Annotated in this window: 14 protein-coding genes; 10 read left to right on the top strand and 4 right to left on the bottom strand. The window is 73.1% G+C overall.

Features of this window, described 5'->3' with window-relative positions; translation table 11 throughout:
* Positions 1-64: 64 nt before the first annotated feature.
* Positions 65-811: an SCO6745 family protein gene (locus tag AKI01S_RS09945; protein ID WP_067814222.1), complete on the top strand. Its 747-nt coding sequence runs from the start codon at positions 65-67 to the stop codon at positions 809-811.
* A gap of 291 nt (positions 812-1,102) precedes the next feature.
* Here the strand turns inward: AKI01S_RS09945 and AKI01S_RS09940 are convergent, their stop codons facing one another.
* Both AKI01S_RS09940 and AKI01S_RS09935 read right to left on the bottom strand, forming a co-directional pair.
* Positions 1,103-1,540, bottom strand: coding sequence for a hypothetical protein (locus tag AKI01S_RS09940; protein WP_218009620.1), 438 nt, complete (start codon positions 1,538-1,540; stop codon positions 1,103-1,105).
* Positions 1,541-2,019: 479 nt separating this feature from the next.
* Positions 2,020-2,400, bottom strand: a complete 381-nt coding sequence (locus tag AKI01S_RS09935) for a DUF6463 family protein (RefSeq protein ID WP_067814218.1) — start codon at positions 2,398-2,400, stop codon at positions 2,020-2,022.
* A 266-nt stretch (positions 2,401-2,666) separates the two neighbouring features.
* On the opposite strand from AKI01S_RS09935, the gene AKI01S_RS09930 reads away from it, so the two are divergent.
* Positions 2,667-3,245: a TetR/AcrR family transcriptional regulator gene (locus AKI01S_RS09930; protein ID WP_083999270.1), complete on the top strand. Its 579-nt coding sequence runs from the start codon at positions 2,667-2,669 to the stop codon at positions 3,243-3,245.
* A 106-nt stretch (positions 3,246-3,351) separates the two neighbouring features.
* Here the strand turns inward: AKI01S_RS09930 and helR are convergent, their stop codons facing one another.
* Positions 3,352-5,502 (bottom strand): RNA polymerase recycling motor ATPase HelR, encoded by a 2,151-nt coding sequence (gene helR / locus AKI01S_RS09925; protein WP_067814213.1) that lies wholly within the window; start codon positions 5,500-5,502, stop codon positions 3,352-3,354.
* A 557-nt stretch (positions 5,503-6,059) separates the two neighbouring features.
* Here helR and AKI01S_RS09920 point away from each other — a divergent pair.
* The 3 genes from AKI01S_RS09920 (at position 6,060) to AKI01S_RS09910 (ending at position 9,650) form a co-directional block, all read left to right on the top strand.
* On the top strand, positions 6,060-7,241 hold the full coding sequence (locus tag AKI01S_RS09920; protein ID WP_169813936.1) for a tyrosine-type recombinase/integrase: 1,182 nt from the start codon (positions 6,060-6,062) through the stop codon (positions 7,239-7,241).
* A gap of 340 nt (positions 7,242-7,581) precedes the next feature.
* Complete coding sequence (locus AKI01S_RS09915) at positions 7,582-8,454, top strand: sigma-70 family RNA polymerase sigma factor (RefSeq protein ID WP_067814208.1); 873 nt, start codon at positions 7,582-7,584, stop codon at positions 8,452-8,454.
* Between the two features lie 308 nt (positions 8,455-8,762).
* A complete protein-coding gene (locus tag AKI01S_RS09910) occupies positions 8,763-9,650 on the top strand; it encodes an MBL fold metallo-hydrolase (protein WP_218009619.1) in 888 nt (295 codons plus the stop codon).
* Positions 9,651-9,687: 37 nt separating this feature from the next.
* Here the strand turns inward: AKI01S_RS09910 and AKI01S_RS09905 are convergent, their stop codons facing one another.
* Positions 9,688-11,214 carry a beta-N-acetylhexosaminidase gene (locus tag AKI01S_RS09905; protein ID WP_067814204.1) on the bottom strand — a complete coding sequence of 509 codons (1,527 nt, stop codon included), beginning with the start codon at positions 11,212-11,214 and terminating at the stop codon, positions 9,688-9,690.
* Positions 11,215-11,370: 156 nt separating this feature from the next.
* On the opposite strand from AKI01S_RS09905, the gene AKI01S_RS09900 reads away from it, so the two are divergent.
* The 5 genes from AKI01S_RS09900 (at position 11,371) to AKI01S_RS09880 (ending at position 25,776) form a co-directional block, all read left to right on the top strand.
* Positions 11,371-12,285, top strand: a complete 915-nt coding sequence (locus tag AKI01S_RS09900; protein WP_067814202.1) for an alpha/beta fold hydrolase — start codon at positions 11,371-11,373, stop codon at positions 12,283-12,285.
* 241 nt (positions 12,286-12,526) lie between these two features.
* Complete coding sequence (locus AKI01S_RS09895) at positions 12,527-13,816, top strand: glycosyltransferase (RefSeq protein WP_067814200.1); 1,290 nt, start codon at positions 12,527-12,529, stop codon at positions 13,814-13,816.
* 269 nt (positions 13,817-14,085) lie between these two features.
* On the top strand, positions 14,086-22,413 hold the full coding sequence (locus AKI01S_RS09890) for a type I polyketide synthase (protein ID WP_218009618.1): 8,328 nt from the start codon (positions 14,086-14,088) through the stop codon (positions 22,411-22,413).
* A complete protein-coding gene (locus AKI01S_RS09885; protein ID WP_245681548.1) occupies positions 22,406-24,679 on the top strand; it encodes a thioester reductase domain-containing protein in 2,274 nt (757 codons plus the stop codon). Before AKI01S_RS09890 ends, AKI01S_RS09885 begins: the two co-directional genes overlap by 8 nt.
* Positions 24,679-25,776: an alpha/beta hydrolase gene (locus AKI01S_RS09880; protein ID WP_067814194.1), complete on the top strand. Its 1,098-nt coding sequence runs from the start codon at positions 24,679-24,681 to the stop codon at positions 25,774-25,776. Before AKI01S_RS09885 ends, AKI01S_RS09880 begins: the two co-directional genes overlap by 1 nt.
* The last annotated feature ends 15 nt before the right edge of the window (positions 25,777-25,791 follow it).

The following is a 25,791-nucleotide window of genomic DNA, read 5'->3' as shown; positions in this document are numbered from 1 at the left end:
GCTCCTCCCACTACGGTGATCTCACAACTGGAGTCGCGTTCTAGTTACGACGGACGGAGGCGGGATGATCTCTGCGGCGACCAAGGAGCCGATCTACAAGCTCGGCGGCGGGTTCATGATCTCTCGGGAGGCCAAGGCGTTCTCGCAGGAGACCGGGCTGAGCGGCTGGGGCCCGTACTTCCGGGGCCGCTGCGGCGTGCTGGGCGAGGTGGACGCCGACGTGGTGGCCGCGGCCGTCGGGTTCTTCCCGCCCCAGGTGGTCCGCGACCAGTGGGAGGCGGCACGGTCGCTCCCCGCCGCCGAGACGGCGACCCGCTACGCCCGTGTCGCCGCCGACTTCGGCCGACGCAAACTGGCCGACCTGCCGGACGAGGAAGCCGAACGACTGGCCGGTCTGCTGGAGACGGTCTGCGACAACGCCGACCCGGTGGCCGCTCCGCTGTTCGCCGGATGGCGCGCCATGCCGCGGCCCACCGACCCCCGGGGCCGGGTGATCCACCTCGTCCACGTCCTGCGCGAACTGCGCGGCGGCCTGCACATCGTGGCCGTGCTGGCCACCGGGCTGACACCGCTGGAGTCGGTGCTGTCCACCGCCGACAACCCGCTGATGCAACCCGGTGAGACCAACGCCGAGTACTTCGGCTGGGCCCGGCCCTACCCCGAGGTCACCACCGAGGTCCAGGCCAAGCGCCGGCGGGCCGAGGAACTCACCGACACCCTCATCTCGCCCGCCTTCGCCGCCCTCGACGAGGCCGAGCGGAACGACCTCGTCGAGCTGCTCACGAAGGCCGACAAGATCGTCTTCGGCTGACCGGAAGCGACCTGGACCAGCGGACGTCAAGACCTCAGTGCCGTGACCGTTCCGCTGAAAAGGCGAGGGAACGGCACACCGAACGCCGGCAAGCGTCGCTCCGGACGTGGCGGTCGCGCTTGTTCGCTGAACTCCCGGTCCCGCTCAGTACGGCGGCGCGCCGACGGCACCCAAGCGCATGGCTCTCCACCGTGGCGGCCACCAAGGAAGTGGCCGTCGTGCAGGACGGCGATGTGCGCAACAGCGCAGTCGGTGGGCCTCCCGGCTACCCGGGTGGCCGGTCTCGGCCGACTACCCGCTTGAGCAGAGGCCGTCGCTCGGGCAGAACACGACGTAGGAGCTGTTGTAGCCGGACCTGATCCTCACGGGGTTCGGGTCCGGACCGAAGTTGACGTAGGACCCCGGATCGGGTCTGGCGGTCAGGGTGACGGTTGTTCCGACCGGGAAGTTCGCGTCACACGTGCCGGCCGACGCCTGCTGTGGCGTGCCCTCGGATGTGTCCGCGTACGGGTCCCACGCCTCCTGGTGGCAGTTGATCCCGGCCGGGCTGCTGGTGACGGTTCCGCCGCCCCATCCGTCGCTGACCCATACATACAGGCGTCCCTGCTCGACCTGGGCCTGGGCCGGGACGGCGGCGCTGAGCGCGGTCGCGGCGGCGAGCGCGGCGGCGGCCATGGCGCCGCGCCGGACGCGTGCGGTTCTCGCAGAGGAAGTGGAATTGGCGCTCATGGGTGACTCCTTCCGATTCCTCCAGACTTGACGGCGGCCGGGAGCGCAGCACATCCCAGAAATGCAAAATGACGGGCATCACGTGATATGGCGCGAACGATTGTCATTGTCCGAGAGCCGGATGGCACGCCTGTGCGATCGACCTCACCGCGAAAGGGAGTTGGGGAGAGCCTCTCAGGGGCGCGGCCGCAGGGTCCGAACGGGTCACCCGAGCCCGCCGGACCGTGGAGGCCGGTTCCTCCGGCAGCCGGTGATCCGCCTCTTCCTCCAGCGTCCCCGTTCCCGAGAGGTCGTCTTCAATCTCCCGCGCGATAACCGGGAGATCGAAGACGGTCGCCCTCTCAGCCGGTGCGCCTATTTTTCGCCAATGGATGTTGTCATAGCCGAAGCGTTCGACGAATTCGCCATCACCTGACACCTCATGACCCGCGAACTGATGTCAACGCATCCACCGGCCGTTCCGCCTTGTGCGGTGCCGTTCATGACGCGGCTCCGGCGCGGCGGGTTCCGAGCACCAGCAGCACGATCGCGATCACGAAGAGCGGCCAGGGCGTGAACGGGAGGATCACCGCGTCGAACAGCGTCCAGACCGCCAGGATCCACGCGATGAACATCGGCGGCGTGATGCCGCGGCGCTCCAGCCACAGCACGATCAGGCCGACCAGGGTGAGCGGCACGCCGAAGCTGTCCAGACTCAGGAAGTAGGCGCTGCCCGCCGGGCTCATCTCGGAGAGCTCCTCCTCCCACAGTCCCCCGCTGAACCACGTCCCGGCGTGGCGCGCGGCCTTCTCCACGGTCAGGGCGCCGACCGTGTGCGCGATTCCGCACAGCGTGATGATCCAACCGGCCCACTTGATCATCTGAGTTCTCCGCTCTCGTCGTGAAGCCGCGCGGTGCGGCCCCGTCGCGGCCGTCCATGCGGCGAGTCGCCGGGTGGGACCGCCGCCGCTCCGGGCGGGGAAGCCGGTGATCACCTCCTTGCCGTCGTCAAGGGTGGTGCCGTTCAGCGGCCACCCGCCCGAGCCGGAACACCCAGTTACGGAACTATCGTTTCGGAACTGTTGTTCCGTATCATGCAGTCATGGAAGCGAGAACGCAACGGGGTGGACGCCCCCGGGACGGTCGCGTGGATCACAAAATCCTGCAGACCACCCGGGAGCTGATCGAGGAGGTCGGCTACCAGGCCCTGACGGTCGACCAGGTCGCGGCCCGCGCCGGGGTGGGCAAGGCGGCGATCTACCGCCGCTACGCCTCCAAGGCCGAGATGGCGTTCGCCGCCACCGCGCACGGGCAGTGGCCGCCCCCCTTGGCCGACACCGGATCCTTGCACGGGGACCTGCTGGCGCTGGTCCGCACGTTTCACGCCCCCATGGCCGCCCCGGCCGCCCGGCACCTGGTACCGGCCCTGATCAGCGAGCTCGCCGGCAGTCCCGAACTGGACGCCCGGTTCCAGGACACCTTCCTGGCCGCCGAACAGAGCGGCTTCGCCGAAATCATCGAACGGGCCGTGGCCCGCGGTGACCTGCCCGGCCCCGTCGACCCCGCGATCGCCCACCTGCTGCTGCTCGGCCCCCTCGCGACCGCCCTGTACATCCACAACGTTCCGGTCGACGACGCGATGCTCGCCGACCTCGCCACCGCGGCCGCAGCGGGGATCGCCGCCCTGGCCGACCAGCGCCACAACGACCTCGGCAGGCCGCGCTGAGGAGGCCGTTCCTTCCGGGGACGGCCGAGGCCGCCTCGGCCCCGGCGGCCACCGGTCTGTCCAGCGATGGAAGACGGCCCCTAAGGGAGGGCGGGGCGTTCCATCGTCAGGGGCTCGTGAGGATGACGAGTCGCTGCGTCGCTCGGGTCATCGCGACATAGCGGTCGACCGCTCCCTCGATGCCCTCGCCGAACGCCTCCGGGTCGATGAGGACGACCAGGTCGAATTCGAGTCCCTTCGCCAGCTCCGGGGTCAGTGACCGGACGCGGGGCGTCCCCGGGAACGTGGGATCACCGATGACGCAGGCGATCCCGTCGCTGTTCGCGGCGAGCCAGGCGTCGAGGACCGGGTCCCGCTCCGAAACGGATCCGTGGACGACGGGAACGCCGGTGCCGCGGATAGAGGTCGGCACGTTGGCGTCCGGGAGCGCGGCCCGGATGACCGGCTCGGCTTCCGCCATGATCTCTTCCGGTGTCCGGTAGTTGACGCTCAGGGCGGCCAGGTCGATCCGGTCGAACCCGACCCGTTCGAGCCGTTCCCGCCACGACTCCGTGAACCCGTGCCTGGCCTGGGCGCGGTCCCCGACGATGGTGAAGCTCCGGGACGGGCAGCGGAGCAGCAGCATCTGCCACTCGGCGTCGGTCAGCTCCTGCGCCTCGTCCACGACGATGTGCGCGAACGGGCCGGCCAGCCGGTCCGGTTCGCCGCCGGGCAGCGCGGCCTCGTCGACCAGGGCGTCCCGGATGTCCTGTCCGTGGAGCATCGTCACCACGCCTTCACCGTCGTCGTCGGCCTCAAGGAGGTTGTCGATGACGTCGGCCATGCGCCGGCGTTCGGCGGCGACGGAGGCCTCCTGCCGACGCCTGCGGCGGGACGCCTCCGGGTCGCCGAGCCGCTGCCGCGCCGCGTCCAGGAGCGGCAGGTCGGACACCGTCCATGCCTGGGCGTCCTTGCGCCGCAGCCTCCGGACCTCGTCGGGGCCGAGCCAGGGGGCGCACATCCGCAGGTAGGCGGGGACCGACCACAGATCTCCGACGAGGTCGGCGGCCTCGATCAGCGGCCATGCGCGGTTGAAGGCCGTGAGCAGCTCCCTGTTCCGCAGCAGCGACCTGCGGAGCAGGTCGGCCGGGACGTCGACGTCGTCGTGCTTGTCCATCAGGATCGTGAGCAGCTCCTCCCAGATCCGGTCGCGCGCCTCGTTGTGCGGTGTGCCGGGTTCCGGTGACCCGAACGCCTCGGCCCAGTCCTCGGGGCCCAGCCAGACGTCGGACCAGTGGGTCGTGACCACCATCCCCTCGGTGGGCGGGTTCTCGTAGAACCTGACGGCCGTCTCGATCGCCTTCACCAGGTTCGCGGACGACTTCAGCAGGGCCACGTCCGGGTCGTCCTCGATCGTCGCCGCGGCCCCTTCGGCGACGAGGTCCCGCAGGGTGCAGGTCTGCACGCCCTCCTCCCCGAGGCTCGGAAGGACGTCGGAGACGTAGGCCAGGTAGGGCTGGTGCGGGCCGACGAACAGCACACCGCCCCGCCGGTGGCCGAGGCGGGGGTCGGAGTAGAGGAGGTAGGCGGAGCGGTGCAGGGCGACGACGGTCTTGCCGGTGCCCGGTCCGCCGTCGACGACCAGAGCCCCGCGGGAGCCCGCGCGGATGATCGCGTCCTGGTCGGCCTGGATGGTGCCGAGCACGTCGCGCATCCGGGCCGACCGGTTGCCGCCCAGGCTGGCGATGAACGCGGACTGGTCGTCGAGCGCGGCGTGCCCGACGAACCCGTCCGCGGTGAACACCTCGTCCCAGTAGTCGCTGATCCGGCCGCGGGTCCAGCGATACCTGCGGCGGCTCGCCAGCCCCATCGGGTTGGCGTGGGTCGCCCCGAAGAACGGCTCGGCCGCGGGCGAACGCCAGTCGAGCAGCAGCCGGCGACCCGTGCTGTCGGTGAGGCCGAGCCGTCCGATGTACACGGGCTCGGGGTCGTCTTCGCCGACCATGCGCCCGAGACACAGGTCCAGGCCGAAGCGGCGCAGGGTGCGCAGGCGGGAGGTCAGCCGGTGGATCTCCATGTCCCGGTCCAACGCCTTCTGGCCCATGCCGCCGGGCGCCTTGCGCTCGGCGTCGAGACGGTCGGACAGGTCGGCGATCGACCGTTCGAGGCTCTGCGCGATGGCCGCGAAGTGCTGCTCGTCGTCGGCGATCAACGCCGGGTCGGCCTTGGCGGAAAGGTGGTCGGGAAGATCGAAAACGCTGGCGGTCAAAGGATGCACGTCATCGGCTCCGTTCTGGGTTCGGTCGCGACCGTTGCGCACGACCAGGCGTCTGAGGTGGGTTCGCGTGGCTCACGCGGTCATGGGCCGGATCTCCCGGCCGACCGCGCTGAGTAGCGTCCTCGCCCTCGTGTGATCCATGCGTCGACAACGACACCCGCACTGCACTCCCCCCGTTACCGCAGGCTCTGGCCTCGGCCTGCGATTCTGCGGCACGACCCGGGCCTTGCCGCAAGCCCCCCGGTGCGCTATACGTTGAGAGTGGAAAGGAGCGGGTACTCCCCTTTCCCCTCATCGTCCGCGGTGGACGGACGACCCCCTCACGAAGCGCCCCTCACGAAGCGGCGGCGCGCCGCGTACGGCGGCCCCAGGGCGACATGACGGCTGAGGCAACGCCCGTTCGTCCCTGGTGACACCCTTGGGATCCGGCTCACCCTCAGTAAGATCCAGAACGCCGCCGACGAGCCAACGCCCGCTCCCGCACCCGAGCCGGGACAATGGGCGTCGCGGACGGTGCGCACGCGGCACCCGTTCTCACCATCCAGGAGGTCGACGCGATGACGAATCCGGACCAGCCGACCACCAGGGATGCTCGGGTCATCGTCGGCACGGCCGCGGTGCCGCTCGCGCGGGAGGCCGCCCAGCCGCACCCGCGGGAGGACCCCTTCGTCCAGGCCGTCGCGTTGCTGCCCGCCCTTCTGGCCGACGCCCCCGGCGACCGTTACGGCGTGCGGACGTTGACCGCGGCCTGGCTGCGCACCCTGAAGAGCGAGGCGACCCGCCGCGCCTACTACGGTGATCTGGCCGGTTGGCTCGGCTACTGCGACCGCACCCGGCTGGACCCGTTGGCCGCCCGGCGCGCGGACGTCGACGACTGGTCGGCGACGATGACGGTGTCCACCCGGACCGGAGGCACCCGGCCTCCCAGCACCTCGACCCGGGCACGGCGGCTCGCCGCCGTGTCGTCCTGGTACACCTACCTGCAGTCCAACGAGGTCACCGACCGCAATCCGATGCGGCTGGTCGAACGCCCCTCCAGCGCCGAGATCGCCGCGGCCGCCCGCAGGGCGCCCACGCTCAGCCCGGCGGAGACGGCTCTGCTGCTGGACACCTGCGAGTCCCGCGCCGTCGAACGCGACACCGAGGCCGCCTGGCGTGACGCGGCGGTGGTCGCGCTGCTCTTCTACACCGCGCTGCGCGTCTCGGCGATCACCGGAGCCGACGTCACGGACCTGGACAGCGAGGCCGGTTACCGGATCCTGTGGCACGGGCTGAAGGGCAGGGGACCCCACGGCCGCGACTACGTCCGCCTGGACGGCGAGCTGTGCCGGGTCCTGGACGCCTACCTGGCCGTCCGCGCCCGCCGCTCCCCCGACGGCGCTCCCCCGTCCGGGCCCCTGCTCGTGACCACCCCCCACCCCTACGACCCGGCCAAACCCGGCGGAAAGCGCCTCACCCAGCGCGACGTCACCAACATCCTGCGCCGCCAGGCCGAACTCGCCGGGCTGCCCGCCGCGGCCCGGCTCACCCCGCACAGCGGCCGCCGCACCGTCATCACCACCCTGCTGGGCAACGATGTCCCCCTGCCCAAGGTCCAGGACCTCGCCGGTCACGCCGACCCGCGCACGACCCGCCGCTACGACGACACCAACCACAAGCTCGCGGCCTCACCCGTCACCGATCTCACCCGTATCCTCGCCCGCCATCGCACCGCCACCGGCGAACCCGGATCGAGATGACGACGTCGTTCAGAAGGAAGGTTCCGTCGCCGCGCCGTCCGGCACTCGGAGCACTCGGAGCAGGCGTCCATCCCGCGCCGTGATCGGTGAAGTCGCGTTCCGGCAGACCGCACGGGGGCAGACCCCCATATCCCGCCGCGTGACACCGATAGGGCGAGCCGCCGCAGACCCCATCCCAGCGGAGGTTCGGCGGGGCGGCAGAAAGTCGTTGTTCCCTACGGCCGTCGGGTGGCGCTCCGGCCGGGGTCCGGCCGCGCCGGGAGGCGACGCCGGTCCGGGCGTTACCTCGCCGGCGTGTGATGCGTCCTGGTAGTAAGCACCCAGGACGTCAAGGAGAACCGTGACCCAAGAGGAAGAGCTCGCGGCGGAGTTCGAGACCCGGCGTTCCCACCTCCACGCGATCGCCTTTCGCATGCTCGGCTCGCACGCCGACGCGGACGACGCCGTCCAGGAGGCGTGGCTGCGGCTGGCGCGGACCGGCGGTGAGGGCATCGACGAGCTACGAGGCTGGCTCACCACCGTGACCAGCCGGATCTGCCTGGACGCGCTGCGCAGGCGCGGGGTGCGAGGTGAGCAGCCGCTCGAACTCAACGTCGGCGCGCTCCCGCCGGAGACGGTCGGGGGCTCCCGGATCGATCCCGAGGAGGAGGCCGTCCGCACCGACTCCGTCGGCCTCGCGCTGTACGTCGTCATGGACGCCCTCACTCCGGCGGAACGGGTCGCGTTCGTGCTCCACGACGTCTTCGCGGTCCCGTTCGACACGATCGCGGCCGTCCTCGGCCGGAGCACCGCGGCCACCAAGATGCTCGCCAGCCGGGCCCGGGGGCGGCTGCGGCTGGACGCGCCCACGGCCGGTGCCGACGCCGCGGCCCGGGGCGTCATCGACGCGTTCTTCGCGGCGACCGGCAGGGGCGACATCACCGAACTCCTGACCGTGCTCGCGCCCGAGGTCGAACTGCGGGCGCAGGGCCTCAAGGACGTCGCCGTCGTCCGCGGCGCGCGCGAGGTCGCGGCCCAGGCGACGATGTTCGCGCGGCTGGACGCGCTGGCGCACCCGGCGCTCGTGGACGGTGTTCCGGGCGTTCTCATCACCGTCGGCGGACGGCCGGTCACGGTCATGGCCTTCACGGTCGCGGACGGTGCCGTCACCGCGATCCGCGTGCTGACCGCCCCGGCCCACCTGGGCCAGATCGTTCCGTCATGGGTCGCGTGACCGTGCGCGAGAGCCGCAGGTCCTGGCCCGGGGAACGTCAGCCGGCCTGGACATACCGGCCGAATACAACAGACCGGCAAGGGCCGTAGCGGATAGCGCCCACCCGGAAAACCAATGTGCGCGCGGCGGGCCGGCCAGTACGATCGCGGACGTTTGATCATCGCGGCGGGGAAGCGCCGTCCACGGCCGTTCAGGGAAAGGGGCCCCCGACGATGCGGGTTCCACAGCAGCGATCCGACCATCCCGAACTGCTGGAGCGGGGGCATCCTTTCCGGCAGTGGAAGACATGGCGGATCCCCGGCACCGAGTTGACCCTCACCGGCTACTCCCGCGCGAACGACAAGACCTTCTTCCACATCCCCGAGCTGCGATGCGGCCTGGACGCGGGGCTCTGTGAAGGGCGGCAGGTGGACACGGTCTTCCTGACCCACACCCACCACGATCACTCCAAGGACCTCGACTACCTGGCTTCCAAGGCCTCGGGCACGGACATCTACCTGCCCGTCCAGGCCGTGCCGTACGTGGAGTCCTACCTGCGGGCGTCCGCCGAGTTGAACCACGGGGCGGGGTTCGACCCGGCCCTGGCGGGGGGCTACCGCCTGCATGGCGTGCGCCAGGACGACGAGTTCGTCTTCGGGCGCCGCGGACACCACGTGCGGGTGGTGGAGTGCGAGCACAAGGTTCCCTGCGTGGGATATGCCTTCTCGGAACGGCGCAAGGCGCTGCGGCCGGAGTTCGAGGAACTGCGGCGGTCCATGGCGCGAGAGGGACGCGGCGGGGAATTCGGCCGGATCATGGCTCAGCGGCGCAAGGAGGGAATCGAGGTCAACGCCGAGGTCGTCCGGCCGCTGTTCGCCTTTCTCGGCGACACGCACGCGAACGTCTTCGACCGGAACCCGTGGCTTTTCGAGTACCCGGTCATCATCACGGAGTGCACCTTCCTCGACGACGCCGAGGTGGACCGCGCGAACCGGGTCGGGCACACGGTGTGGAGCCATCTGAAGCCCGTGGTCGAGGCGCACCCGGAGACCCTGTTCGTTCTGATCCACTTCAGCCTGCGCTACTCGGACCGGGAAGTCCTCGCGTTCTTCCGGCGGGAGTGGGAGGTTGCGAAGGACGCGCGGCCGGACAACGTGCTGTTGTGGGCGCATCCGGCCAGCCGCCTGCCCGAGCAGCACCAGCACAGCGGGACCTGAACGGGCGGCGGGCGCGCGGCCGGGTCGCGGCGGGCGGTCAGTCCGCCATCCGCCAGGTTCGCCGGGGCTTGCCGTGCATCCGTCCGGGGACGCCGGGGCGTCGCTGCCATGGGTGCGGCCCGCCGGGCGGGCGGTAGCCGACGCCCAGCGCGTCCAGGCGGGCGTAGTGCGCCGCGTTCATCCGGCGCTCGAAGTCGCCGAAATCGCGCTCGTCCGGGTCCGGCAGTTCCGACCAGACCGCCTCGGCGAACGCGACGAGCCGGGGGAACGCCTGGTAGTCCACCCGGCCGCGGTTCTCGACGACCTCGGTCCACAGGTTGGCCTGCGCGCCGATGATGTTGGCCGCGTGGGGCGTCCCGGCCAGCCGGGGCGGTACGGGTTCGAACCGGTAGACGTCCTCCAGGGTGTGCACCCACCCGAACGGCACCGGCTCCTCGGGACCGTGCGCCTGGGCATGGTCGAGGTAGACCTCCTGTTGCGGGCACATCACCACGCTGTGGCCTGCCTCCGCGGCGGCGATCCCGCCCCTGTACCACCGCCAGCACATGACGGCGGCCCCCTCCGCCAGGCCGCCCTCCAGGATCTCGTCCCAGCCGATGAGGCGCCGTCCGCGCGCGGCGAGCCAGCGGTCGAAGTGACGGATCATCCAGGCCTGGAGCCCGTCCTCGTCCCGCAGCCCCAGTTCGCGGATGCGCGCCTGGGCCGTGGGCGATCCGCGCCACTGCTCCTTGGAGCACTCGTCACCGCCGATGTGGACGAACCGGCTGGGGAAGATCGCCAGTACCTCCTCCATGACGCCCTCGTAGAAACGCAGCACCGCGTCGGTGGGAGCCAGCACGTTGCGGTTGACGCCCCAGTCGGTCATCACCTCCAGCGCGGCGGTGTCGACGACGTCGGTGTTTCCCAGCTCGGGGTAGGCGGCGATGGCCGCCTGCGAGTGGCCCGGCAGGTCGATCTCGGGGACGACCGTGACGTGCCGATCCGCCGCGTACGCGACGATCTCGCGCAGGTCGTCCTGGGTGTAGAAGCCGCCGTGCGGTCGCTCGTCCCACAGAACCGGCTCGCCCCAGCCCATGCGGGTCCGCTTCCGCCAGGCGCCGACCCCGGTCAGCCTGGGATGTCGCCGGATCTCGATCCGCCACCCCTGGTCGTCGGTGAGATGCAGGTGCAGCACGTTCAGCTTGTGGGCGGCCAGCAGGTCGACATAGCGCAGCACGTCGTCCTTGGGCAGGAAGTGCCGGGCGACGTCGAGCATGAAGCCTCGCCAGGCGAAACGCGGCTTGTCCTCGATGGTCACGTAGGGCACCGTGACCGGCCCCCGCCCGATGGGGGCACGGCGGAAGGCGTCCAGGCCCATCATCTGCCGCAAGGTCTGGCGGCCCCAGAAGACACCGGCCTCATCACCGCCCACGATCTCGGCGCCGTCGGACGACACGACCAGCCGATACGCCTCCGGTCCGGCTGACGGGTCGACACGGGTGCGCACGTCCCCGCCGAACGGCCCGGAGCCTCCGGTCCGCTCGAACCGGCGCGGAGCGGGAATCAGGTTCACCTCAGCCGTCACACGCCCAGTCTCATCACAGAACCCATCGCCCCGCCAGCCCCGCCCGGACCGACCCGACCAAATGTTCTCATCTCAGATGGTTTGACGTCAGAACAAGTCTCCCATAATCTCCTCATGTCAGACGATCTGAACTCAGAACATTTGGAGTGATCCAGCATGGACGCAGCAACCGACGCGGCGCTCGCCGAGTCCCTGGAGGGCGGCTTCTCCAGCCACCTGGCGGAGGTCAACGGGATTCGCCTGCACTACGTGGAGGGCGGGCAGGGTGACCCGCTGGTGCTGCTGGGCGGCTGGCCGCAGACCTGGTGGCAGTTCAACAAGGTCATGCCCGCGCTGGCGCGCGACCACCGGGTGATCGCGGTCGACCTTCGCGGCATGGGCGGCTCGGACAAGCCCGAAACCGGATACGACAAGAAGACGATGGCCCGGGACATCTACGAGCTGGTGCGCCACCTCGGCCACGACCGGGTCTACGTCGCCGGACACGACATCGGCGCCATGGTCGCCCAGTCCATGGCGGCCAACCACCCGGAGGCCGTGAAGAAGCTCGCGCTGCTGGACGTGCACCACCCCGACGAGACCTTCACCGGACTCACGCTGCTCCCGCAGCCCGACCAGCATGTCGACGGTGATCTCACCGCCGGATCCCGTGTCTACCTGTGGTGGTTCGCCTTCAACCAGGTCCGCGGCCTGCCGGAGAAGCTCCTGGCCGGCCGCGAGCGGGACTGGATCGACGCGCTGTTCGACTCCATGCTCCTGGACCCCCGTTCGATCGGCGACCGCGACCGCGACCTGTACGCGCGGGCCTACTCCTCGCCGGACGCGGTCCGGGCGGGCAACGCCTGGTACCAGACGTTCATGCAGGACATCGAGGACGGGAAGAACCACGGGCCGCTGAGCATGCCGGTCCTGGCGCTGGGTGGCGACCACAGCAACCACTCCTTCCTGGCCTCCGTGCTGCCGGGCAAGGGGACCGACGTGCGGGTGGAGGCGATCAAGGACAGCGGCCACTACCTCCCCGAGGAGCAGCCCGAGGCCGTCGTCCGGTCCCTCACCGAGTTCTTCGCCTGAGCCGGCCCGGGCCGCCCCGCCGTGCCACGGCTCGCAGGCGGGGCGGCCCGGCCTGGACCGACGTTCAGGTAAGGGCCCGTCACCGTCCGACGGGACCGCCACTCGCCCCTGTCCTCCTGGCACGCGCTCCCGTTCGCCCGTCGCGGCCGGTCGGATGTGCGCCCGATCGTGCGGTGTGCGGCGAAGGCGCCGCGCCTACGGTCGTTGACACCGTGTTCCCGCGACAGAACAGGTGGCAGCGATGCGTATCGCGATGCTCGCGTCCGGCACCCGTGGCGACGTCCAGCCCATGGTGGCGATCGGCGACGAGCTGGCACGGCGTGGCCACGAGGTAGTGGTCGCCGTCAACTCCGACCTCGCGGACTGGGTGACGCGGGCCGGGCTGCGGGCCGTGCCGACCGGGGTGGACTTCAAGCGCTTCCTCAACTCGGCCGAGTCGCGGCGCATGCTCGCCCACGGCAAGGTGGACACGACCATCAGGCGCATCGTCGCGGACGAACACCGCGTCAACCAGCAGATCGTGAACGCCTGCGTGCGGGCCGCCGAGAACGCCGACGTGATCCTCACGACGGTGACCATGTCGCTGCGGGGCCTCTGCCTGGAGAAGGCGACCGGCGTGCCGAGCAGGATCCTCTACTCCTTCCCCATCCTGCCGACCGGCGACTTCTCCGGCATCATGCCCCGCGTCCGGGACTTCCGGATGGCGTGGGCCAACCGCGGCGGTTCCCGCCTGCTGAACCAGCTGTACTGGATGCGGAACAAGGCGAACCTCGACGAGATGAGCGACCTCATGGGCGCGCCCCGGGTGTCGAGGATGCCCCGGCAGGAGGAGCGGCCCGGCCTCCACCTGTACAGCCCGCGGGTCGTGCCGGAGCCGAGCGACCTGCCCGGCGGCCACGAGCTGATCGGCTTCCCGGTCCTGTCGGACGGCCTGCGCGACCGGCTCGGGGAACGGACCGTCCCCGCCGAACTCGACCGGTGGCTCGACGCCGGGCCCGAGCCCGTCTACTTCGGGTTCGGCAGCATGCCGGTCCTGGACCCCGAGCGCACGCTGCGCGAGCTCATCGACGTCACGGCGCGGCGCGGCATCCGCGGCCTGGTCGGAGCCGGCTGGAGCGAGCTGGGCAGGTACGCCGACGGCCTGCCCGACCACCTGTTCCTCGCCCGGTCGGAGTTCGACCACGACCGGGTCCTGCCCCGCTGCCGGGCGGCGGTGCACCACGGCGGCGCGGGGACGACGGCGGCGGCACTGCGGGCCGGCCTTCCGTCGGTGGTGGCCAGCTTCTTCGCCGACCAGCCGTTCTGGGGCTGGCGGACCGAACAGCTGCGCGTCGGGACCGCCCTGCCGTTCCGCGGCCTGACGCCCGCGCGGCTGGGACGTGCGCTCGACCGGGTGCTGGACCCGGCGTACCGGACCCGCGCGCGGGCGGTCGGCGCCGACCTGCGCCGGGAGGACCCGGCGAGCCGGGCGGGCGATGTCATCGAGCAGTGGCTTTCCCCTCGGCGCCCCCAGGTGAAGGGGATCTCATGACGCCGTCCGTCGGGCCCGAGGCCGAACCCATGCCGGACGCCGCGGAGGTCCCGCGCGTGTACCGGCAGGAGTGGAACGGCCTGGAGACACCTGAGATCGCACCCGGCCGGTCCGTGAGCATCGAGGCCCTCGGCGCCCGAGGAGGGCCGGTAGGCGCCTCGCCGGTCGTTCGAGCCTGAGCCGGCCCTCGGTTTCATCCCCGCTGAAGCCGCCGGAACGCAGGGCGACGCCGTCCGCGTCGTCCCCGTCGTCGTGAGGATGTGAGCCGTTTGGAAACCCCCCGGAACCCGGAAGCCTCCCCGAGGCCGCGGCCGGCCGACGAGCCGGTGGCGGTGGTGTCGATGGCCTGCCGCCTGCCGGGCGGCGTCACCGACCCGGAACGGTTGTGGCGGTTGCTGGACGAGGGCCGGGACGCGGTCGGCGCGTTCCCGGCCGACCGCTGGGACCTCGGGCCGCTCTACGACCCGGACCCGCAGGCGGTGGGCACCACGTACACGCGCGAGGGCGGCTTCGTCGACGACATCGACGCGTTCGACCCCCGGTTCTTCGGGATCACCACGCGGGAGGCCGCGGCGATGGACCCCCAGCAGCGGCTGCTGCTGGAGACGGCCTGGGAGGCGCTGGAGCGCGCCGGGACCGTGCCCGCCCGGCTCGCCGGGACCCCGACCGGCGTCTACGTCGGCATGCTCGGCAGCGACTACCTGTCCGGGCTGAGCCTCGACCAGTTCAACGGCTATGTCGGGACGGGCTCGGCGCTGAGCGTCGCCTCGGGCCGCCTGGCGTTCACGCTCGGCCTGGTCGGCCCCGCGATCACCGTGGACACCGCCTGCTCCTCGTCGCTGCTGGCGGTGCACCTGGCGGCCACCGCGCTGCGGCGGGGCGAGTGCGGCGCCGCGCTGGTCGGCGGGGCGACGGTGATGACCACGCCGCAGACGTTCGTGGAGTTCAGCCGGTTGCGGGCGCTGTCGCCGAGCGGCCGGTGCCGGTCGTTCTCCGACGACGCCGACGGGACCGGGTTCTCCGAGGGCGTCGTGATGATGGTGCTGAAGCGGCTCGGCGACGCGCGGCGGGACGGCGACCGGGTGCTGGCCGTCCTGCGCGGCACGGCCGCCAACCAGGACGGGCGCAGCCAGGCGCTGCTGGTGCCGCGCGGGTCGTCCCAGGAGGCGCTGATCCGCCGCGCCCTGGAGGCGTCGGCGCTGGACCCGGCCGACATCGACCACGTGGAGGCGCACGGCACCGGCACCAGGGTGGGCGACCGCATCGAGGCGAACGCGCTGTCGCGGGTGTTCGGCGAAGGCCGTCCGGCGGACCGTCCGCTGCTGCTGGGCTCGCTCAAGTCCAACCTCGGGCACACCCAGGCGGCCAGCGGGCTGGCCGCGTTGATGAAGGTGGTGCTGTCGCTGCGGCACGAGCGGCTGCCGCGCACCCTGCACGTCGAGAGGCCGAGCCGCCGGGTCGACTGGGACGGCGGCGGCCTGCGGCTGCTCCGGGAGCCGGTGCCCTGGCGGCGGGGCGGGCGGGTGCGCCGCGCTGGGGTGAACTCGTACGGGATCAGCGGCACGAACGTGCACGTGATCGTCGAGGAGGCCCCGGAGGAGCCGCCCGCGTCCGCGCCGCCGTCCGGTCCGGGGACGGGCCGGCGGATGTTCGTGGTGTCCGCACGCGGTCCCGCGGCGTTGCGCCGCCAGGCGGAGCGCCTCGCCGCGCACCTGGCCGACGACCCCGCCGCCGCGTTGCCCGATGTCGCCCACACCCTCGCGCTGCGCCGGACGCACTTCGACCGCCGGGCGGTCGTGCTGGCCGCGGACCGGGACGAGCTGCTGTCCGGCCTGGGCGCCGTCGCGGCCGACCGGCGGTCCCCGGCCGTGGCGCCCGCGTCCCACGAGCCGCTGGGCGGCAAGGTGGCGTTCGTCTTCCCCGGTCACAGCACGCGCTGGGTCGGGATGGGCACCGACCTGCTGGACCGGTCCCCCGCGTTCGCCGAGGAACTCACGCGGTGCGACGAGGCGATCGGGCGCCATGCGGGCTGGTCGGTGCTGTCGGTGCTGCGCGGCGAGGACGGGGCTCCCGGCCTCGACCAGGTCGAGGTGGTGCAGCCGGTGCTGTTCGCCCTGCACTGCGCGCTGACCGCGATGTGGCGTTCGCTCGGGGTGGAGCCCGGCGCGGTGGTCGGGCACAGCCTCGGTGAGGTCGCCGCCGCGTACACGGCGGGCATGCTCACCCTGGACCAGGCGGCCGCCGTCGTGACCCGGCGCGGCCTCGCCATGCGGGCGGTCGCGGGCCGGGGCGGCGCGGTGTCGGTGGGGCTGCCCGCCGACAGCGTCCGGGAACTGCTGGCCGACTTCGGAACCCGGCTTGAGATCGCGGCCGTCAACAGCGGCCGGTCCGTCACGGTCTCCGGCGACCTGAACGCGTTGTCGGAGCTCAGGGTGACGTTGCAGCAGGGGCAGGTGCCCATGTGGGACGTCCCGGTCGGCTTCGCCGCGCACAGCTTCCACATGGACGCCATCGCCGACGACCTGCGGACCGACCTGGCCGACGTCACCGGCGCCCCCGCCACGACGCCGCTCTACTCGACGGTGCTGGCCGAGCCGCTGCCCGGCGATGCCCTGGACGCCGGCTACTGGGCGCGGAACGCGCGCGAGCCGGTCCGGTTCGCCGACACCGTACGCCGCATGCTCGACGACGGGTTCCGGTACTTCGTGGAGGTCGGGCCGAACCCGACGCTCCTGTCGGCGATCAGGGCCGTCACCGCGGAGGCGGGGACGGCCGCCGTGGCGGTGGGCTCCCTGGCCCGCGGCGAGGACGGCCACGACGCGGTCCTCGGCAACCTCGCGCTCCTGGTCGCCGCCGGTCACGACATCGACTGGTCGAAGGCCGCTCCGGCGGGCTCCCTGGTGGACCTGCCGACCTACGCGTTCGAGCGCGACCGGTACTGGACCTCCCCCACGCCCGCCGCCCGGCCCCGCCCGGACGACCCGCCCCTGCTGCACCGCCGTGTCGAGGACGGCCGCGCTCCCGGTCGCCATCTCTTCGAGGCCGAGATCGACCTGCGCGACGACCGGTTCGCCTACCTCTCCGACCACCGCGTGGGCGGGGAGGTCTGGCTGCCCGGCGCCGTGTACGTGGAGATGGCGCTGGAGGCGTCCGGCGCGCTGGCGCCCGACGGGGACCTGGGCCTGTCCAGGGTGCGGTTCGAACGGCCGCTCCCGCTGGCCGAGGACGAACCGGTCGTCCTGCAACTGGACGTCCAGCCCCTCAACGCCGCCGGAACCCGTGTCTTCACGGTGTCGTCCCGGCCGGCCGGCGACCCGGACGCGGCGTGGACGCGCCACGCCTCCGGCCGGTTCGAGGCCGTCGCGGGCGAGGCGGCGGACGCGCCCGGACCGCTGGGCGAACTGCGGGACCGGTGCGCCGAACCCGTCGCGATCTCCGCGCTCGACGCCGCGATGGCGGAGACCGGGCTCGACTACGGCGAGGCCTTCCAGCTCCTCGAAGCCGGATGGACGGGGCCGGACATGGCGCTGGGGCGTCTGGCCGAGCCGCCTCCGTCGTCCCACGTCCTGCATCCGGCGGTGCTGGACGCGGCCTTCCGCGCGACGGCGCTGCCGGGCGGGGGCCCGGCCGGGGTGACGCTCGTCCCCGCCGGGGCACGGCGCGTACGGCTCAGCGGCCAGCGCACCCGCCCGGCCTGGGTGGCCTGCCGCGTCCGGTCGCTGTCCGCCCGAGGCGCCCTCATGGACCTGTGGCTGCTCGACGAAGCCGGACGCCTCGTCCTCACCGTCGAAGGCTTCGCCCTGGCGGCGCTGCCGCCCCAGGCCCGGCCCGAGGAGTCGCTGTTCGAAGTGGAGTGGCGGCACCGGCCCCCGGCCGAGGGCCCCGCGGGCACCGGCGCCTGGCTGGTGCTGGCCGACGAGTCGGGCGTGGGAGCCGACCTCGCCGGGCGGCTCGGCGCCGGTCCGCACGTGATCGTCCGGCGCGGGGACTCGTTCGAGGCCGAGGCGCCCGGCCGCTACCGGATCGACCCGGCGGACGCCGCGCAGTTCGCGCGCCTGCTCGACGAGGCGTTCCCCGGCGGGCGGCCGGAACGGGTCGTCCAGCTCTTCGGCCTGGACGCGCCGCCCATCACCTCGGCCGAGACCATGGCGGAGGCCGCGCTCCTGTGCTGCGCCTCCACGCTGCACCTGGTCACCGCGCTCCGCGAGCGGTCGTGGAGCCCGCGCCTGTTCCTCGTCGGCCGCGGCGGCCAGGCCGCCGGCGGCAGCGGTGGGGTGACGCATCCACAGACGGCGCTGGGCTGGGGCTTCGGCACCACGGTGACCCATGAGTGCCCCGAGCTGCGGACCACCCTGGTCGACCTCCCGTCCAGCGGCGGGACCGACGCGCTCTGGGAACAACTGCGCCGCGCGGACGACGAGCCGTGGGTCGCGCTCCGCGAGAAGGGCCGCATGGTCCCCCGGCTGCGCAGGGCCCGCGCCGAGACCGCCGAGTCCCCGGTCCGCGCCGACCGGACGTACCTGGTCACGGGCGGCCTCGGCGGTCTCGGCCGGGTGGCGGCCGAACGCCTCGCCGAGCAGGGCGCGCGCCACCTGGCCCTGCTCGGCCGCCGTGAGCCGGACGCCGGGGCCAAGGAGTGGATCGGCACGCTGGAAGGCCGGGGCGTCGAGGTCCACGTCCTGCGCGGGGACGTGGCCGACCGGGCCGAACTGGCGGCGGCGCTCGACGGCCTGCGCGCCCAGGCGCCCCCGGTCGGCGGGATCGTGCACACGGCGGGCGTCCTCGACGACGCGACGCTGCTGACGCTGACCCCCGACCGGATCGGCACCGTCCTGGCGCCCAAGGTGCTGGGCGCGGTGCTGCTCACCGCGCTGGTGCCCGAGGCGGAGTTCCTGGTCCTGTTCTCGTCGGCCGCGGGCCTGCTGGGCTCGGTCGGGCAGAGCTCCTACGCCGCCGCGAACGCCTTCCTCGACGCATGGGCGCACTCGCTGCACGCCGCGCGGCGCCCGGCGCTGAGCCTGGACTGGGGAGCGTGGTCGCAGGTCGGCATGGCGGCGGCCGCCGACCCGACCGGCACGGCGGGCGCGGCCACGCGGACCGGCCTCGGCGCCTTCTCCCCCGACGAGGGCGGCGCCCTGTTCGCGCGGCTCCTCGGCACGGCCCGGCGCCAGCTCGCGCCGATCGTCGTCGACCGGGCGGCACTGGCCCGGCACGCCACGGCGCTCGCGTCGCATCCGCTGCTGTCGGAGCTGGTGCCCAGGCGGGCCGCCCCGCCTCCCAGCCGGCTCGCCGACCGGATCCGGGCCGCGGCCCCGGCGGAACGGACCGGCCTCGCCGAGACGTACCTGCGCGGCGCGGTCGGCGAGATCACCGGCGACGACGCGGCCGAGGTGCCGTCCGGGCGGCCGCTGAAGGAGCTCGGCTTCGACTCGCACACGCTGGTCACGCTGTACACGTCGATCATCCGCGACCTCGGGGTCGAGATGTCCCTCACGGCGCTCGCCGCCTCCGACCTCCGCGAGCTCACCGGACTCGTCCTCCAGGCCCTCGCCGGGACGGACGGCGCGGCGGGCGCGGCCGGCCAGGCGCCCGAGACGGAGGAAGAGGTGCCGGAGGTGACCACGCGGCCCGTGCCGGGCGACGTGACGCGCCTGCTGCGGACCGCGCAGCGGGGAACCCCGGCCGCCGCGCACCACATCGGCCTGGCCGTCCGGCTCGCCTCGCCCGTGACCCGCGAACGGCTGACCGGGATCCTGACCCGGATCGCCGACCGCCACGCCGCCCTGCGCACGGCGATCGTCCAGGACGCCGGGCACGGGCAGATGCTCGAAGTGCGGCGCCGTACCGCCGAGCCGCTCCTTCGCTGGTCGGCCGTCCCCGAGGACGTCGATCCCGGCGAGCGGCTGCGGAGTCTGATGGAGCCCCCGTTCGACCTCGCCACCGCTCCGCTGTGGCGGTTCGAGATGCTGGAGACGCCGTCCGGGGCGCAGTCCCTGCTCTACGGCGCGCACCACGCCGTGAGCGACCTGCAGTCGCTGATGCTGGTGATGGGCGAGATCGGCGCCGAGCTGGCGGGCGCGCCGCCGGACTCCACGCCGTCCAACCGGGACATCGACCTGCTGGTCGAAGCGCAGTCCTCGCGGACGCCCCGCGAACGCGGTGAGGCGATGCGGCGGTGGCGCCGGGAGATCGCCGGTTCCCGGCGCCTCGAACTGACGCTGACGCGCCCGCGACCGGCGGAACGCACCTTCCGCGCCGGAACCGTGGCGGTCGACATCCCCGACGGCCTCATCGACCGGGTGGCCGAGCAGGCGCGGCGGCTCTCCATCACCCCGGCCGCCTTCTGCCTCGGCGCGCTGACGGTGTTCCTCGCCCGGCTCCGGCGCCGCGACCGGTTCGCCCTGGCCGTTCCGGTGGACACGCGCATGCACGCCGGCGCCCTCGGCGCGCTCGGGTTCTTCGGCGTCCCGGTCCCGTTCGCGGCCGAGGTCGCGCCGGACGAACCGATCGCCGACGTGCTCCGCCGCACCGACGACCGGCTCGGCGGTGTCCTGGAGAAGGGCGCCTCGTTCTTCGACGCGATGGCGGCGCTCGCCGAAGAGGGCCTGTACCGGCCGGACGCGCCGCTCGTCGAGGTGTACTTCAACTTCATCAGGGCGCAGGCGCCCCTGGGCGACGCGCTGGAGTTCCTGCCGGTCGGCACCGGCCACTCCGACCTGGACCTGATGGTCACGATGGCCCCCGATCTGAACCTCCTGCGGCTGGACCACAGCCTCGACATCATCGACGAGCCGACCTGCGAGCGCCTCGGGCGGGACTACCTCGACCTGCTGGCCGGGCTCGCCGCGGGTCCGGAGGCGACCGCGGCGTCGACCTCGGTCCCGGTGGAGGCGGACGGGACCGGCGGGCCCGCATCGCGGGTCCCGGCCGTGGCCCGCCCGTCGGTCGCGGTGGCGGCCACGTTCGCCCTCGGCAACCTGCCCGCGCTGCTCGGCGCCGCGCTGGACGACGGGTTCGACATCACCGAGGCGCCGTACCACCAGGTCCTGGCGGGCCTGCGGGATCCGGGCGGCGCCTTCGCGCTGCCCACGGCCGTCGCGGGGGTCGTCCTGCTGAGGGCCGCGGACCTGGCCCGGTTCGGGCCGGTGAGCGACGAGACCCTCGCCGAGCTGGCCGACGACTACCCCGACGCGCTGCGATCGCTCCACGAGCGGACGGGCAACCCCGTCGTCGTCGCGTTCCTCCCCGCCCGGTCCACGGACGAACGCCTCGAACGGTGGGAACGGGAGCTGGCGGCCCGGATGGCGGCGGTTCCCGGAGTCGCCGTCCTGTCCCCCGACGATTGGGCACGCCACCATCCCGGCGGCGACCTGTTCGACGACGAGACCGACGCCCTCGCCCACCTGCCGTTCCGGCCCGAGTTCCAGGCGGCGGCCGCCCTCGCGGCGGCCGAGGTGGTCCAGGCCGCGCGCCGTACCCCGCCCAAGGTGATCGTGGTGGACGGCGACGACACCCTCTGGGGCGGCGTGGCGGCCGAGACCGGCCCCGGCGGCGTCGACCTGGCCGGGCCCTACGCGACCCTGGCCCGGCGGTTGCTGGAGTGGCGCGCCGCGGGCGTCCTGCTGGTGCTGGTCACCAACAACGACGAGGCCACGGTGCGGGAGGTCCTGGCCAGGCCGGACGGCACGCTCCGCGCCGAGCACTTCAGTGTCGTCTCGGCGGACTGGGGGCCCAAGCCCCGGCGGATCGAGGCGGCCGCGGCCGACCTCGGCCTGGGCCTGGACTCCTTCCTGTTCCTCGACGACAACCCCGTCCAGATCGCGGCGGTCCGCGCGGAGCTGCCCGAGGTCCTCTCGGTCACCTGCCCGGCGGCGCACGAGCTGGAGGCGTTCCTGACGCGGCTCTGGCCGGTCACGCCCCGGCCCGCGACCCGTGAGGACGCCGGACGGGCCGACTTCTACCGGCAGGAGCGCGTCCGCCGCCGCGAACGCGAACGCGCCGGCTTCGCCGCGTTCCTCGAACGGCTGGAGCTGGAGGTGGACGTCGTGCCGCTCGACGGGGCCACGGTCGGGCGCACCCTCCAGCTCGGCCGCCGCACCAACCAGTTCAACCTCCGCCCGGCGGCGCTGGACGAGGCCGTGCTGGACGGCTGGCGGCGCGACGGCGAGGTCTGGACGGCCTCGGCCCGCGACCGGTTCGGCGACTACGGGCAGGTCGGCGTCCTGGCCGTCCGGCCGGAGGGCGGCACGCTCGAGGTCGTCGCCTGGATGCTCAGCTGCCGCGCGCTCGGCCGTGGCGTCGAGGAGCGGCTGCTCGGCTGGCTGGCCGACCGCGCGGACGCGCTGGGCTGCGCGAACGTCCGGCTGGTCGCCGGGCACACGGCCCGGAACGTCCCCGCGCGGCGGCTGGTCGCCGCCCTCGGAGGGGTGGGCGCCGACGATCCGGTGCTCGACGTGACGGTGGAACCCTCGCGACTCCGGGCCTACCGCTCATGGGCCGAGGACTCCGGCCCGCAGGACACAGCGACACAGGGAACAGCGACACAGGACACGGCGACACAGGGCATGGCGGCACACGGGGAGGCGCACGGTGACTGACTCCACAGTGGACGAAGCGGGCAGCGGCCCGCCGGCCCGCGGCACCGACCGCGGCCGCGAGGCCGAGCTGATCGAACGCCGCGGCGGGGACGGGTCCGGTGCCGCCGACCTGCTGGCCCGCTTCCGGGAACGGAGCGCCCGAGACGCTCCACCGGTCACCGGCGCCGGGTCCTGGGACCTGGAGCGGCTGGCCGCCGCCATCGCCGAGCGGGCGGGCCGTTTCCTGCGCGGCGCGCGCGTCGACGCCGACACCGACCTCTTCGACGCCGGAGCGACGTCGGTGGACGCCGTGGAGCTGATCGCGGTGCTCGCCCGGGAACTGGGCGTGCGGATCAGCCTCGACGACGTTTTCCTCGACGGACGGCCGCGCCGCCTGGCACAGCTCTGGCTCACCCGCGAGGCGCCCGCGCCGACCGCCGCGCCTCCCGTCCCCCCTCCCGCGACGCCCGTTCCGGCGCCCGACGACGAGCTCGGCTGGGTCAAGGCCGACCTGGCCCGCGCCGACGACCTGCCCTGGGTCGAGCCGCCCGAGACGGCCGAACCCCGCCGGATCCTGCTCACCGGCGCCACCGGCTTCCTCGGCGGCCACCTGCTGCTCGACCTGCTGCGGCGCGGGGACGCGCACGTCGTCTGCCTCGTCCGCGCCGCCGATGAGCGGGAGGGCGAACGGCGGCTCGCCGAGGCGCTGGCCGGCTACCACCTCCCCTGGTCCGCCGAGGTCGCCCGGCGGGTGACCGTGCTGCCCGGCGACGTCCGGCGGCCGAGGCTCGGCCTGGACGAGGACCGCTGGCAGGCCCTGGCCGGCGAGGTGGACGCGATCGTCAGCGTCGCGGCGGCGGTGGACTTCCTGCGCGGCTACCCCTCGCTGCGGCAGACCAACGTGCTCGGCCCGCTGACCCTCGCGGAGCTGGCGACCACCGGCCCGGTCAAGCCGCTGCACCACATCTCGTCGATCGCGGTGTTCAACGAGACCGGTATCGCGGCGATGGACGAGGACAGTCCGCTCGGGCGTGTCGACCGGCTGTTCACCGGCTACGACAAGACCAAGTGGGCGTCGGAGGTGGCGCTGCGCCGCGCCCGTGAGCACGGCCTGACGGTGACCCTCATGCGGCCCGGCGGCATCGGCGGGCACACCCGTACGGGCGCCCACAACCCCAAGGACCTCGGCAGCGGGCTGCTGTCGGCGTTCTCGCGGTTCCGCGCGGTGCCCGCCTTCCGGTACATCAACGTCTCCCCGGTGGACTGGGTGAGCCAGGTGGCGGCCGCGATCGTGTACGAGCCGAGCGCCTGGGGCGCCACGTACAACCTCACCGGCGAGCCGAACGCGTTCCAGGACGTGCTGCGCGACATGCGCCTGGGCGGCATGAACGTCCCGGTGCTGGGCTGGGAGGAGTGGCGGAGCGCCTTTCTGGCCTTCATGGAGGCCGACCCGGTGCCCGAGCTCGAGTTCCTGGTGCAGATCCTGCGCAGCCCCACCGCCGTGAAGCTGTGCGAGGCGGCGCTGCTGAGCCCGGCGGCGTCGGGCCGACGCACCGAGGCGTTCGTGGCCCGCCACGGCCTGCCCGCGCCGGTCCGGTACGGGGCGCGGGCGCAGCTGAAGACCTACGAGCGGCTCGCCGAGGGCGGGCTGGCCCGCCTGCCGGACAAGGACGACCCGCCGTTCCTGTGGTTCCACGAGACGATGCGGGGCGTTCTCGAGGACACCCCGTGCGAGCTGTCGCTGCGGCCGTCCATCGCCAGCATGTACCAGCTGGCCAGGGAACGCAGGCTCGACGTCACCGGCGAGGTGAGGTGTGCCCTGCTGCACCCCGAACCGCTGACCGTCGAGGCCGGGGACATCTGGGTCCGCCCCCTGGACGGGATCCCGCACCGCCACGGCCTGGACCATCCCTTGCTGCGCTACCGGCTGCGGCTGCGCGACGCCGCCGGGCGACGATGGTGGCTGGAGGGGCTGAAGACCGCCCGTGCCCGCCGCGACCTCTGGCGCCAGTCGCGCACGCTGGCGATCCAGGTCGGACGCGAAGGAGAACCGGCGCACCTGGCGGGCGAGGTCGTGGTGCCCCCCGACAGCTACGTCCGCGACCAGATCGACGGCATCGGGGTGAACCCGGCGCTGCCCGCGCCGGAGCAGCGCCTGGCCAAGCTGATGTGGCTCGGCTGGTTCTTCGCCCAGATGGGCTGGGGCCTGCTGGAGCCGTCGCTGCGCGCGGGCGCGGAACTGCTGGACCTGCGCCGCGACGCCACCCGCACCAAGGAGATCCGCTGATGCCCCGACCGATGCCCCGGACACCGCCGCGGCCGCTGCACGCCCGGCTCGACGACGCCACGGTCGAGCAGGTCCCGCTCCGCGTCTCCGACGGGACCGAACTCGCCCTGCACCGGGTGTACCGGGTGGACGACGACCGGCCCGCGGTCCTGCTCCTGCACGGCCACACCGCGTCGGCGGACATGTTCGTCCTGCCCGAGACCCGCAACCTCGTCGAGGCCCTGCTCGACGCCGGGTACGAGCCGTGGCTGCTGGACTGGCGGGGAAGCTGCCGCCTCCCCTACAACGAGGACGGCACGACCTACACCTTCGACGACGTCGCGCTCTACGACATCCCCGAGGCGGTGTCCCTCGTACGGGCCCGCATCGGGACGCGACGCCTGTTCGTCGTCGCGCACTGCCTCGGCGCGCTGTCCCTGTCGATGAGCATGGCGGCGGGTCTCGTGCCGGGGCTGGCGGGCGTGGTGGCGCAGGGCGTCTTCATGACGCCCAAGGTGACCGTGCCGACCCGGTTCCGGATGCACCTCAGCTTCGAGCTGCTGCGCAAACGCGTCCACCACCTTCCGGTGGACTTCCGCAAGGCCGGGTTCCGCTCGAAGTACACCCCGCTGTTCGCGCTGGCGTCCCTGGGCGCGGACTGCCCGGACCCCACCTGCCAGATGCTGCACAACTCCGCGTGGAGCACCGGCGCGTCGCTGTTCGTGCACGACAACCTGCACCCCCGCACCCACGACCGCCTGGCCGACCTGTTCGGGACGGTGCCGCTGTGCGTGCTGCCGCACCTGCGGCGGGTCGAGCTGGCGCACACGGTGGTCCGCTGGAACCTCAGCGACCACCGTTACCGGGCGCTGCCGGAGAACGCCCTGGACAACGCCGACCGCATCGACTGCCCGGTGCTGCTGCTGTCGGGCAGCGAGAACCGGCTCTGGCCGGACGCCAACAGGCTGTGCCATGACGTGCTGAAGGCCCGCCACCCGCGGCTCGACGTCCGGTACGTCGAGGTCCCCGGCTACGGGCACGTCGATCCGTTCATCGGACGCGGCGCAGCACTGGACGTGTTCGGCCACATCATCGACTTCCTCGACGGGCGGAGGTAGGAACGGACGCCGGAA

Origin of the sequence: Actinomadura kijaniata NBRC 14229, from assembly GCF_001552175.1 — a bacterium.
In the GTDB taxonomy this organism is placed as follows: Bacteria; Actinomycetota; Actinomycetes; order Streptosporangiales; family Streptosporangiaceae; genus Spirillospora; species Spirillospora kijaniata.
Note: the sequence above shows the minus strand (reverse complement) of the source record. Positions and strands in the feature narration are given on the sequence as shown.

Coding starts and splice junctions, on each gene's coding strand:
- AKI01S_RS09900 (WP_067814202.1), top strand. CDS start 11,371: ATGGACGCAGCAACCGACGCGGCGCTCGCCGAGTCCCTGGAGGGCGGC.
- AKI01S_RS09880 (WP_067814194.1), top strand. CDS start 24,679: ATGCCCCGACCGATGCCCCGGACACCGCCGCGGCCGCTGCACGCCCGG.
- AKI01S_RS09935 (WP_067814218.1), bottom strand. CDS start 2,400: ATGATCAAGTGGGCCGGTTGGATCATCACGCTGTGCGGAATCGCGCAC.
- AKI01S_RS09945 (WP_067814222.1), top strand. CDS start 65: ATGATCTCTGCGGCGACCAAGGAGCCGATCTACAAGCTCGGCGGCGGG.
- AKI01S_RS09895 (WP_067814200.1), top strand. CDS start 12,527: ATGCGTATCGCGATGCTCGCGTCCGGCACCCGTGGCGACGTCCAGCCC.
- AKI01S_RS09920 (WP_169813936.1), top strand. CDS start 6,060: ATGACGAATCCGGACCAGCCGACCACCAGGGATGCTCGGGTCATCGTC.
- AKI01S_RS09940 (WP_218009620.1), bottom strand. CDS start 1,540: ATGAGCGCCAATTCCACTTCCTCTGCGAGAACCGCACGCGTCCGGCGC.